Here is an 11,165-nt window from a genome sequence, read left to right as displayed (position 1 = left end):
GTCGTAGCCTCGCAAAAGGCCCCTCCCCAACCCCTCCCCACAAGGGGGAGGGACTTATTGCGGCACCGCCTCGCTTATCTGAAATGTCGAAAAGTTGGCAGACGGCGCAACAGGTTAAGCCCCTCCCCCTTGTGGGGAGGGGTTTGGGGCGGGGTCTTTGCCCCACTCATCAAATAATAACGTGCGAGCCCAGTTCCACCACGCGGTTGGCCGGCAAGCGGAAGTAATCCGAGGGATTGGCGGCGGCGTTGGCGAGCGCGATGTAAAGCCGGTCCTGCCAATAGGGCATGCCCGACTTGGCGTCCGGCACCAGCTTGCGGCGGCCGAGATAGAAGGAGGTCGACATGATGTCGAACTTCAGTCCGGTCTTGCGCAGTGTCGCCAAGGCCTGCGAGACGTTCTGCGATTCCATGAAGCCGAAGAGCAGTTCGACCCGGGAGAAACGCTCGGAAATCTGCTCGACCCTGTAGCGGTCTTGGCTCGGGACGCGCGGTTTGTTGATCGTGCGGATGGTCAGGATGACGTTGCGGTCGTGAAGCACATGGTTGTGCTTGAGATTGTGCAGCAAGGCGGCGGGGGCCGATTCCGGATCGCTGGTCAGGAAGATCGCCGTGCCTGGAACCTGGGCCGGCGAATGTTCGCTCTTGCGCTCGATCGAGCTGACGAAGGAGGCGAGCGGAATATCGGTGTGGCGGGTCTTTTCCATCAGGATCGCCGAGCCGCGACGCCAGGTCCACATGACGACGGTAAAGGCCGTGGCGATCATGATCGGGATATAGCCGCCGTCGTGGATCTTCAAAAGGTTGGCGCCGAGGAAGATCAATTCGAGCACGACCAACGGCGCAAGCGCGATCACCGCGACGGGAAGCGACCAGTTCCAGCGGGCGCGGACGAACTCGAAGGCCATGATCGAGGTGACGACCATGGCGCCGGTGACGGAGATGCCATAGGCGGTCGCCAGCGCGTCCGATGTCTTGAAACTGAGGACCAGGAAGATGACGCCGATGAACAGCACGGCATTGACCGAAGGCACGAAGATCTGCCCGGTATTGGTTTCCGAGGTGAAGAGGATTTCCATGCGCGGCAGGAAGCCGAGGTTGATGCCCTGGCGCACCATCGAGAAGGCGCCGGTGATGACCGCCTGGCTGGCGATGATCGTCGCGGCGGTCGCCAGGATGACGACCGGCAGCAGCGCCCATTTCGGAAACATCAGATAGAAGGGATCGGACATCGTCATCGGATTGCCGAGAACCAGCGCTCCCTGCCCGAGATAGTTCAGCGTCAGCGCCGGGAAAACCAGCAGGAACCAGGCCCACTGGATCGGGCGACGGCCGAAATGGCCAAGATCGGCATAGAGCGCCTCGGCGCCCGTCACCGTCAGGAAGACGGCGCCAAGCACGACGATGCCGTAGAAGCCCTCATGCAGCAGGAAGGCGACGGCATAATAGGGATTGAAGGCGGCAAGGATGCCGTAATCGTCCGAAATATGAGAAATGCCGGCGGCGGCCATGACGAGGAACCAGACGGCGGTGATCGGGCCGAAGAACCTCGCGACGGCGCCGGTGCCGCGCGATTGCACGACGAAGAGCAGCGCCAGGATCACCACCGAGATCGGCACGATGTATTCAGAGAGCCTGGGTGTGACGAGCTTCAGGCCTTCGACGGCCGACAGCACGGACAGTGCCGGCGTGATCATCGCATCGCCGAGGAAGAGTGCTGCGCCCATCAGACCGAGCAGCATCAGGATGGCGGTGTGGCCGTTGGCGGTCTTCATCAGCAGGGCAAGCAGCGACAGCGTGCCGCCCTCGCCGTCATTGTCGGCGCGCAACAGGAAGAGCACATATTTAATGGTGACGATGATCGTCAGCGCCCAGATCATCAGCGAGATCAGGCTGATGACTTCAAAACGGGTGACGCCGTCATGGGCCACGGGCTTCAGCGCCTCGCGAAAGGCATAGAGCGGGCTGGTGCCGATATCGCCGTAGACGACGCCGACGGAACCCAGCGCGAGATAGAACAGCTTTCGCGGCGTCATATGGCGTTCGTTCGGATGGCTCTCTTCGGACATGAAGTTGCAACAGGCTCCTCAGAGCCAGCCTTTCCAGCGAAAAAAGAAAAAGGGGATGACGGCGGATATCACCATCAGGGCCAGCGAATAGGGATAACCCGCGGCCCAGGTCAGCTCCGGCATGACCTGAAAGTTCATACCATAGACGGAGGCGACCAATGTCGGCGGCAAGAATACCACCGAGGCAATCGAGAAAATCTTGATGATCGAGTTCTGCTCGATGTTGATCAGCCCGAGCGAAGCATCGAGCAGGAAGGTGATGTTGGCGGCGACGAAGGAAGCATGCTCCGATAGCGACTGGATATCGCGCGAGACGGTGCGGCAGAGTTCCTTCGCCTCGCGGTCCTGCTGGATCGCCGGGACGGTGTGGAAGAACGTCAGCAGGCGGGAAAGCGAACCGAGACTGTCGCGCACCTTGCTGATCATCCGGTGATGGCCGGCGATATCGCGCAGCTTCTCCTCGAGATAGTTCGAGGGCTTGCGCACCTTCCTTGCCCGGTCGCCGAAGACATGCATCGACAGGATGTCGAGGCGCGAGACGGAGATCTCGAGGATCTCGGCGGTGCGGTCGACGATCGTCTCCAAGAGCTTGGCGAGAAGGGCGGCGCCGCTGCGCCAGTTTTCCGGCAGCCGATGAAGGGCGGCGATGAACAGTGCAAAGGATTTCGGATGGGCGTAGCGGATGGTGACCAGGCGGTTCCCAGCCAGGATGAAGGCGACGTCGGTCAGCGTCGGTACGTCGGTGTCAGCCTTCCAGAGCAGCGAGGCGGTCATGAAGACGGCGTCGTTTTCGACATAGAGACGGGCGGAAGGCTCGATATCCTTGAGGTCGTCGCGGGTCGGAACCTCGATGCCGAGAACCTTCTCGACATAGAGTTCCTCGTCGCGGGTCGGCTCGATCATGTCGATCCAGACGACATCCTCGGGAAAGGATGTGGCATGCGACAGATCGCGGATCTCGACCGACCTGCAATTGGAACAGTAAGCGGTAATCACCGGTCGTCTCTCCGCCTGCATCCAACCTTAAAGGCCGGCATGCGCGTTGTGCTCAACCGCATCGCAGTTCCCAATCCTTCGATCGACAAGACAACTCCGAACTTGCAGGCGGGCCGGCCTCTTCGAAACGAAGACAGCCGTCACTGAGCAACTGCAGCAAAACGCCATCATGGCGCCGCGGCATATGAAGCAAAGCCGTGAAATAATCAAGACATCTTCCGTGAAGCGCGGCTTTTCACCACGTTTCCCCCTCAATTTGGGGTATCCGGCGCGGCGATTCGGCTCGCTCAAGCACCTCGCATCGAACCCGATTCATGCGACGCGCGTCAGCTCTTTGTTTCATGCATGCCGTTATCCCGGAACCGCTGCACACTTCCGGGCGACATGCATTATTCAAAGACGATTGTCGGCGCCGGGCGTTGGGACTGGCCAGCGACCTGCTCCCAGACCTTGGCGGCGATGCCGCGATAGATGCCGGCGACAACGCCGTTCGGCTCGGAGGCGACGAGCGGCGTGCCGGCGTCGGAGGTTTCGCGGATGTTCATCGTCAGCGGCACTTCGCCGAGGAAGGGCACGCCGATGCGCTCTGCCTCCTTGCGGGCGCCGCCATGGCCGAAGATGTCGTAGCGGGTGCCGGTATCCGGGGCGATGAAATAGCTCATATTCTCGACGATGCCGAGCACCGGCACCTCGACCTTGCGGAACATGTTGAGGCCCTTGCGGGCATCGATCAGCGCGAGATCCTGCGGCGTCGAGACGATGACGGCGCCGGCAAGCGGCACCTGCTGGGCCATGGTCAATTGGGCGTCGCCGGTGCCGGGCGGCATATCGACGACGAGGACGTCGAGTTCGCCCCAGGCGACTTCGCGCAGCATCTGCAACAGCGCCGACTGGACCATCGGCCCGCGCCAGATCATCGCCGTCTCCTCATCGACAAGGAAGCCCATCGACATGACCTTGAGGCCATAATTCTCCATCGGATTGATGATGCGGCCATCGATCTGGGTCGGGCGGCCGGATATCTTCAGCAGCCGCGGCATCGAGGGACCATAGATATCGGCATCGAGAATGCCGACACGAAGGCCGTTGGCGAGCAGGCCGAGTGCGAGATTGACGGCGGTGGTCGACTTGCCGACCCCACCCTTTCCCGAGGCGACGGCGATGATGGCGCCGATGCCGGGCACACCGATCTTGCCGGCGCGCGGCGGCTGTTGAGGAGTGTGAGCGTGGCCCGCATGATCATGTTGGTGATCGTGGCCGGCATGGCCGTGAGGCGGGTTCGGCCGGGCAGCCGGCGCGGCGGCGGCGGCCTTCTTGTCGGCGGTCAGTGTGACGAGGGCACCCTTGACGCCCGGCATTTCCTTGATGACGCGCTCGGCGGCCAGCCGCATCGGCTCCAGCTCCTTGGCGCGATCGGCCGGGACGGTGATGGAGAAATAAACCTTGCCGTCGGAGATGAAGACGTCGGAGACCATGCCGAGCTCGACGATATCGTGCTCGAGATCGGGTCCACGCACGGTCTTCAGCGTTTCGAGAACCTGTTCCTTGGTGACGTCGGCCATTCCACCCTCACTGCTTCTTTTCAGATCACAGATAGTGGAGACGGAAGCCTTCGCCAAACAAAATCATCGGCAGGACAATCGATTGCCGGCGCGCCAAAAGAGCGCCGGGGAGAATTGGCAATCCGTTGCGGCCATCAAGTCCGCCGGGCTTTCGCCCTGATGGCCGCAACGGTCTCCCCGAGAACCGGCGCAATCCGGGGCGAACTAGAGCAAGCCGAAAAAAAGACCAGCGAAAAGTGAACGGGAAAGACGAAATCGCAGACAGCCGGGAAAGAAGCGGTGCCAAAACGCAACAACCGCCGCCGACACCGAAGAGCCGGGAGAAAAGCGGCATCGGCGTCGGGCAGCGGTGTGTCGGCCGCGCCATTTCCTGGCGCTGGTCTCAAAGTCCCCTCTGGACCTCTCGCATCAAGAGATGCAGAAAGCGTGCCAGATGGAAAATCAGGGAAAAGACCGCAAAAGCGCTTGCGACAGCCCTTCAGCAGGAAAGATATGCCTACGCGCTGGGCGGCTTCGAAAGCAGTCGGTTGTTTTTTGCAACTTATTTGATCAGGCCGATGCGCAGCGCCTTGGCGACCGCCTGGGTGCGGTTGACCGTGTCGAGCTTCTTAGTGGCGCGGTTGAGGTAGTGATTGACCGTATGCTCGGACAGGGTCAGGATTTCGGCGATTTCGGCACTGGTCTTGCCGGCCGCCGTCCAGTTGAGGCAATCGATCTCGCGGTCGGTCAGCGTGTCCGTCATGCGCGTATCGAGGTTGCGGATCTCGGCAAGCCTGTCGAAAACATGGATGGCGATGTAGCAGAGCTCGCGCATCTCGGCCGGGCTGAAGGGTTCGCGGTCGCCGGCGAAAGAGACGGCGCCGCGTAGGCCGGAGGGCTCATGCGTCGGGAAATAGGCGCAGCGCATCATCTTGAAACGTTCGAACAGGGAGGCGACGAGAATGGACTTGCCGTCGTCGCGCGACCAGTTCTGCCGCGACATGTCGTAGAAGAAGGGCCGCGCGGATGTTCTCAGCCGCCTCAGGACCGGGCTGTTCACCATCAGGCCCTCCTGGTCGTAAAGCGCCAGAAGCTCGGCCGGCCAGCTGGTGATGACGGTGCTGCCCTGAAGATCGAAGGAGGTGATCGGCGGCAGGTTGAGAACCATGAAGGCACGGCTGCGATAGGCCTCCGTCACGCGTTTCATGAAACGGAAAATATCGAACTGGGTCTTCAGGCCCGCTATTTCCTTGATATAATCGTCTTCTTCCGTGGATGTTTGCGACAAGGGTGCCATCACATTTCTTCATCTTCGGCACAGCGGCCGGCAAACCGTTTGCGAAACCTGCCCGCCGCGGCCGGCTCGATTGCATCGGGAAACGACGATCGCTGGTTGGAATCGGCTTCAGCGTTGAGCGTTCGGCCGGTGAATGGTTGTAGATTTCGCGGACCGTTCTAGTTGTGGTGATTCGCCGGAAAATCTCAATATCGCGCTCATCATAAGCATGCTCTGTGATCGCGTCCAGCAGCGGGCCGATTGTGATTTTTTCCGTCAGCGGCGCGGACCGAGCCGGACGCGCATGCCCTCCATGATCCTGACAGCCGCCAGCTGAACGGGAACGGCCCATTGGTGCAGAAGTTCCATCGACAAGCGATAGGCCGGGCCGGTAATCGAAATGCCCCCCATAAAGGTCCGATCCTCCGACCAGACGGGTGCGGCAACGCAGCAGATGCCGGCCTCATGCTCCTCGCGGTCGAAGGCATAGCCCTGATCGGCAATCTCGCGGATTTCGGCAAGCAGCGTTTCGGCAGAGACATGGGTCGAGGCGGTAAAGCTGGTGAAGCGCAGGCCGGCGACGAGATCGATGAGGCTTTCGGCCGGCAGCAGCGAAAGGGCGGCCTTGCCGACGCCGGTGCAATAACAGGGCGAGGCATTGCCGATCTGCGAATACATGCGCACCGGCTGACGGCCTTCGACCTTATCGAGATAGATGATCGACTGCCCCCTGAGGACGCCGAGATGCACCGTCTCGCCGGTTGCCTGCTGCAGATCTCGAAGGTGCGGTTCGGCAATCAGGCGGAATTCGTTGCGCGCCCAGCTGCGGGCGGCGAAATCGAGCAGGCGCAGGCCGGGCGCATAACGGCCGTCGCCATCGAGCTCGAGCAACCCCTCCTCCACCAGATGGGTGAGCTGGCGATGCAGCGTGCCGCGCGGCTGGCCGGCAAGGGCCAGGATATCGGTGAAACGCAGCGGCGCATCGGCATGGGTGACGAGATCGAGCAGAACCATCAGTTTGCCGAGCGTGCCGGTCTCGCGTGCCTGTGCTGCGCCGCCGCCGTTTGAATCCATTGCATCATCCACCCTTGACAGAAAGGGCACTGTAATTCGATAATTCCATATAGTCAAATTAAGTTCCAAATAATGGAACAACGATACGGTCGGGAGGCGACGGTGACCATAATGCCAGCAGCACAATTTCCCGAGTTCAAAGACCGAGCCGTGCTCGTGACCGGCGGCGGATCGGGCATCGGTGCTGCGATCGTCGAAGGTTTCGCGCGCCAAGGCGCCAAGGTCTCGTTCATCGATATCGCCGAGGCCGCCGGCCGCGAACTGGCCGAAAGGCTGTCGCGGGAGACGGCGCATCCGGTCTCCTTTTACCATGCCGATCTGCGGGACATCGCGGCGATCCGGCACACGGTCGATAGCGTCATTGCCAGCTCGGGGCCGATCCGCGTGCTGGTCAACAATGCCGCCTGGGACGACCGTCATGAATTCGACGCGGTGACCGAGGCCTATTGGGACAACAACCAGGCGGTCAACCTCAAGCATGTGTTCTTCACCTCGCAGGCAGTCGTGCCGTCGATGCGGGTGGCCGGCGGCGGGGCGATCATCAATATGTCGTCGATCGCCTTCAAGCTGAACATGGGCGGCTTTCCCGCCTATGCGGCCGCCAAGGCGGCGGTCGTCGGGCTGACGAAGAGCATGGCGGGCAGGCTCGGACCGGAGAACATCCGGGTCAACTGCATCCTGCCCGGCATGGTGGTCACCGAGCGGCAGATGCAGCTCTGGCTCACCGAGGAGAGCATTGCGCGCTCGGTCGAGGACCAATGCCTGAAGGTCGCGCTCAAACCCGATGCGATCGTCGGCCCCTGCCTGTTTCTTGCATCCGACTGTGCGGCGGCGATGACCGCCCAGTCCCTGATTGTCGATGGAGGCGTTCTGTAATGGCAAATCCCGCTTATGTCGCGGTGGACTGGGGCACCAGCAGCTTTCGGCTCTGGCTGATCGGTCGGGACGGCACCGTCCTTGCCGAACGCCGCAGCGGCGAAGGCATGACGAGCGCGGCAAAGACCGGCTTTTCCGCGGTGCTTGCCGGCCATCTCGCCGCCATCGAGGCGCCGGAAAACCTGCCGGTGATCGTCTGCGGCATGGCCGGCGCCAGGCAGGGCTGGGTCGAGGCCGGTTATATCGACGTGCCGGCGCCACTTGCCTCGATCCTGAGCGGGGCGGTCTCCGTTCCCGGCGAAAGCCGCGACATCCGCATTCTGCCGGGCCTTGCCCAGCGGGACATGGCGACGCCCGACGTCATGCGCGGCGAGGAAACCCAGCTTCTCGGCGCGCTCGGCCGCGCAAGCTCGGGCGCGCAGGCGGTCTGCATGCCCGGCACGCATTCGAAATGGGTGCATGTGACGGACGGCAAGGTGACCGGCTTTTCGACCTTCATGACCGGCGAGCTTTTCGACGTCATCAGCAAACACACGATCCTTTCGCATGCCGTGGCCGGTGCGGAAGACCAGCCGGCGGATGCGGCAGCCTTCGAGGCCGCGGTCTCGGCCGCTTTCGCACGCCCGGCCCTTGCCTCCAACCTGCTCTTTGCCGCCCGTTCCGGCCAGCTCCTGCACGGGATTTCTGCCGCTGCCGCGCAAGCCCGGCTTTCCGGTACGCTGATCGGCCTCGAAATCGCCGGGGCGCTGCAGGATGCGGCAAACGGCACCACCATCACCCTCGTCGCCTCCGGGCGCCTGCAGGCGCTTTACGAACAGGCCTTCAGAACCCTCTCCCTTGCCTTCACCGCCATTGACGCCGACGCCGCCGTGCGCCGCGGGCTTTCGGCCGCTGCCGAAGCCATCTGGCCGAATTGAGAAAGCTGACACGATGAACCGTATCCCCTTCCCCGACGTGAAGCGCCCGCTGATCGCCATCCTTCGCGGCATCCGGCCTGACGAGACTGAAAGCGTCGTCGGTGCTTTGATCGACAATGGCCTGACGGCGATCGAGATCCCGCTCAACTCGCCGGAGCCGTTCAAATCCATCGAGATCGCCGCGAAGATGGCGCCGGCCGAAGTGCTGATCGGCGCCGGCACGGTGCTGAGCGTCGAGGCGGTCGACAGCCTGCATGCGGCCGGCGGCAAGCTGCTGGTCACGCCGAATGTCGAGCCGGAGGTGATCATCCGGGCGCGCGAATACGGCATGGTGACGATGCCGGGCGTCTTCACGCCGACCGAGGCGCTGGCGGCTGCGCGCGCCGGCGCCACCGGTCTCAAATTCTTTCCGGCCAGCGTGCTCGGCCCTTCCGGCATTACGGCGATCCGGGCAATCCTGCCGCCGGAGCTGATGATTGCCGCCGTCGGCGGTGTCTCGGACAAGAATTTCGGCGATTATACCAGGGCCGGCATCTTCGCCTTCGGCCTCGGCACCAGCATCTACAAGCCAGGAATGACCGCATCAGAGGTTGCCGAGCGCGCCAAGGCGACCATTTACGCCTATGATGCAGCCATTGGGAGCGTGAACGTATGACCGATATCTATGAGTTCGAGGGCAAAACACTTTGCAATACCAATTCCGTTCTCGGTGAAGGCCCGACCTATGATCCCGACAGCAATACCGTCTGGTGGTTCAACATCCTCGGCAAGGAACTGCACGAGCTCAATCTTTCGACGGCTGTGAAAAAGGTGCATCCGCTGCCTGTGATGGCGAGCGTGCTTGCCCGCATCGATGCCGGGCGGCAGCTGATCGCGACGGAAGAAGGGCTTTTCGTGCGCGATGTGGCAAGCGGCAACCTCACCTTCTACGCCGCCCTCGAAAACGACAGGCCGGAAAACCGTTCGAACGACGGCCGCACGCATCCTTCGGGTGCGCTCTGGATCGGTACGATGAGCAAGCGGGCGGAAAACCAGGCCGGCGCTATCTATCATGTCGCCAGCGGCAAGGTGACGAAGATCTTCAACGGCATCAGCATCCCGAATTCGATCTGCTTCTCGCCTGACGGCACGGTCGGCTATTATACGGATTCCCGCATCAACCGGCTGATGCGCGTCATGGTCGATCCGTTGACCGGCCTGCCCTCGGGCGAGCCGATCGTGCTGGTCGACAGCATGGACGACCCCGGCAGCATCGACGGCTCGGTGGTCGATGCCGACGGCTATCTGTGGAATGCGCGCTGGGGCGCCGGCGTCGTCGACCGCTATAGTCCGGACGGTCTGCGCATCTCGCGCTATATGGTTCCTGCCGTCCAGCCCTCCTGCCCAGCCTTCATCGGCGTCAATGCCGACCGGCTTGCGGTAACGACCGCCTGGGAGGGGCTGGACGAGGATGCCCGTTCGGCGCAGCCCAGTGCCGGCGCGCTGCTGGAACTCGGCATCGACGTCAAAGGCGTGTTCGATCCCGTCTATGTAATCTGATTTTTGCTTGTCATCGGTGATCAGAGGCGCTCCCCACCGGGGCGCCTTTTCTCGTTTCAGCGGCTGCCCTTCGATAAAGGTTCCGTGAAAATCGAAAATTTTTCCGTGTTTTCAACCGGAACCAATCACTCCACCAGTCATTTTCCCTTCGAACTGGCGCGGTGACGAGACCTGAGAAACAGGTATTGCCGGGTCAGCGATCGCTCTAGAAAAAAACGAAGGTAGGTTCGAAATGACACGCAAACTCTTGACGACCGTTGCCGCTGGCGCACTGTTTGCCACGGCTTTCGCACCGGCGGCATTCTCGCAGACGGCACCGCAGCCTGCGGACCCCGCCGCTCCGACCCAGGCGGCTCCTGCCGATCCGGCAGCACCGAAGCCGATGACGCCTGATGTCACCAAGCCCGCAGGCGATGCCGCACAGGCTCCGGCCGCAGCACCGACGGCGGACACGGCTCAGGCCGGCTATCTGACGGAACAGTCTCCGGACCAGGTCAGCGCCAACACCTATATCGGCCAGTCGGTCTATAACGGCAACAATGAAAGCATCGGCAGCGTCAACGACCTGATCCTCAAGAAGGATGGCGGCATGGTTGCCGCAATCGTTGGCGTCGGCGGCTTCCTCGGCATCGGTGAAAAGAACGTCGCCGTGCCGATGGAAAAGATCACAGTCGCGCAGAACACCCAGGACGGCAGCGTCAAGCTGACGACCAGCGAAACGGCTGAATCGCTGAAGGCCGCACCTGAGTTCAAGACGCTGGCAATGCAGTCGGCCGAAAAGGCTCCGGCTGCGACCGGTACCGATACCACGGCGACCGGCTCGACCACGCCTAAGTAATCCGTGCGCGGTAGTATAGCGTAGGCGATGGCGCTCCCAG

The 11,165-nt window shown here is 62.2% G+C and carries 10 protein-coding genes; 5 read left to right on the top strand and 5 right to left on the bottom strand.

The features are described from left to right. Nucleotides 1-169 precede the first annotated feature (169 nt). From GR198_RS31265 to GR198_RS31245, 5 genes are all read right to left on the bottom strand, one after another. Nucleotides 170-2,068, bottom strand: coding sequence for a potassium transporter Kup (locus GR198_RS31265; RefSeq protein ID WP_164070219.1), 1,899 nt, complete (start codon nucleotides 2,066-2,068; stop codon nucleotides 170-172). 18 nt (nucleotides 2,069-2,086) lie between these two features. Then, nucleotides 2,087-3,064, bottom strand: a complete 978-nt coding sequence (locus tag GR198_RS31260; protein ID WP_164070218.1) for a magnesium transporter CorA family protein — start codon at nucleotides 3,062-3,064, stop codon at nucleotides 2,087-2,089. A 389-nt stretch (nucleotides 3,065-3,453) separates the two neighbouring features. After that, on the bottom strand, nucleotides 3,454-4,626 hold the full coding sequence (locus tag GR198_RS31255; RefSeq protein ID WP_029872622.1) for an Mrp/NBP35 family ATP-binding protein: 1,173 nt from the start codon (nucleotides 4,624-4,626) through the stop codon (nucleotides 3,454-3,456). Between the two features lie 541 nt (nucleotides 4,627-5,167). Further along, nucleotides 5,168-5,902, bottom strand: a complete 735-nt coding sequence (locus GR198_RS31250) for a helix-turn-helix transcriptional regulator (protein ID WP_164049671.1) — start codon at nucleotides 5,900-5,902, stop codon at nucleotides 5,168-5,170. Nucleotides 5,903-6,157: 255 nt separating this feature from the next. Continuing rightward, nucleotides 6,158-6,955, bottom strand: coding sequence for an IclR family transcriptional regulator (locus GR198_RS31245; protein WP_164070217.1), 798 nt, complete (start codon nucleotides 6,953-6,955; stop codon nucleotides 6,158-6,160). 111 nt (nucleotides 6,956-7,066) lie between these two features. Between GR198_RS31245 and GR198_RS31240 the strand changes: the two genes are divergently transcribed. The 5 genes from GR198_RS31240 (at nucleotide 7,067) to GR198_RS31220 (ending at nucleotide 11,125) form a co-directional block, all read left to right on the top strand. Next, the gene (locus GR198_RS31240; protein ID WP_164070222.1) at nucleotides 7,067-7,831 is read left to right on the top strand and encodes an SDR family NAD(P)-dependent oxidoreductase; all 765 of its coding nucleotides are present in this window, start codon (nucleotides 7,067-7,069) and stop codon (nucleotides 7,829-7,831) included. Continuing rightward, on the top strand, nucleotides 7,831-8,748 hold the full coding sequence (locus GR198_RS31235; RefSeq protein WP_164070216.1) for a 2-dehydro-3-deoxygalactonokinase: 918 nt from the start codon (nucleotides 7,831-7,833) through the stop codon (nucleotides 8,746-8,748). Before GR198_RS31240 ends, GR198_RS31235 begins: the two co-directional genes overlap by 1 nt. A 13-nt stretch (nucleotides 8,749-8,761) precedes the next feature. Next, nucleotides 8,762-9,403, top strand: coding sequence for a 2-dehydro-3-deoxy-6-phosphogalactonate aldolase (locus tag GR198_RS31230; protein ID WP_164070215.1), 642 nt, complete (start codon nucleotides 8,762-8,764; stop codon nucleotides 9,401-9,403). Then, the gene (locus GR198_RS31225; protein WP_131601174.1) at nucleotides 9,400-10,287 is read left to right on the top strand and encodes an SMP-30/gluconolactonase/LRE family protein; all 888 of its coding nucleotides are present in this window, start codon (nucleotides 9,400-9,402) and stop codon (nucleotides 10,285-10,287) included. Before GR198_RS31230 ends, GR198_RS31225 begins: the two co-directional genes overlap by 4 nt. 232 nt (nucleotides 10,288-10,519) lie before the next feature. Next, the gene (locus GR198_RS31220; protein WP_131601176.1) at nucleotides 10,520-11,125 is read left to right on the top strand and encodes a PRC-barrel domain-containing protein; all 606 of its coding nucleotides are present in this window, start codon (nucleotides 10,520-10,522) and stop codon (nucleotides 11,123-11,125) included. Nucleotides 11,126-11,165: the final 40 nt, after the last annotated feature.

This window comes from Rhizobium leguminosarum (assembly GCF_010668065.1).
Taxonomy (GTDB): domain Bacteria; phylum Pseudomonadota; class Alphaproteobacteria; order Rhizobiales; family Rhizobiaceae; genus Rhizobium; species Rhizobium leguminosarum_S.
Note: the sequence above shows the minus strand (reverse complement) of the source record. Positions and strands in the feature narration are given on the sequence as shown.

What these genes read in the sequence shown, in the direction of transcription:
- GR198_RS31265 (WP_164070219.1), bottom strand. Translation starts at nt 2,068, where the DNA reads ATGTCCGAAGAGAGCCATCCGAACGAACGCCATATGACGCCGCGAAAG.
- GR198_RS31255 (WP_029872622.1), bottom strand. Translation starts at nt 4,626, where the DNA reads ATGGCCGACGTCACCAAGGAACAGGTTCTCGAAACGCTGAAGACCGTG.
- GR198_RS31250 (WP_164049671.1), bottom strand. Translation starts at nt 5,902, where the DNA reads ATGGCACCCTTGTCGCAAACATCCACGGAAGAAGACGATTATATCAAG.
- GR198_RS31245 (WP_164070217.1), bottom strand. Translation starts at nt 6,955, where the DNA reads ATGGATTCAAACGGCGGCGGCGCAGCACAGGCACGCGAGACCGGCACG.
- GR198_RS31240 (WP_164070222.1), top strand. Translation starts at nt 7,067, where the DNA reads ATGCCAGCAGCACAATTTCCCGAGTTCAAAGACCGAGCCGTGCTCGTG.
- GR198_RS31235 (WP_164070216.1), top strand. Translation starts at nt 7,831, where the DNA reads ATGGCAAATCCCGCTTATGTCGCGGTGGACTGGGGCACCAGCAGCTTT.
- GR198_RS31230 (WP_164070215.1), top strand. Translation starts at nt 8,762, where the DNA reads ATGAACCGTATCCCCTTCCCCGACGTGAAGCGCCCGCTGATCGCCATC.
- GR198_RS31225 (WP_131601174.1), top strand. Translation starts at nt 9,400, where the DNA reads ATGACCGATATCTATGAGTTCGAGGGCAAAACACTTTGCAATACCAAT.
- GR198_RS31220 (WP_131601176.1), top strand. Translation starts at nt 10,520, where the DNA reads ATGACACGCAAACTCTTGACGACCGTTGCCGCTGGCGCACTGTTTGCC.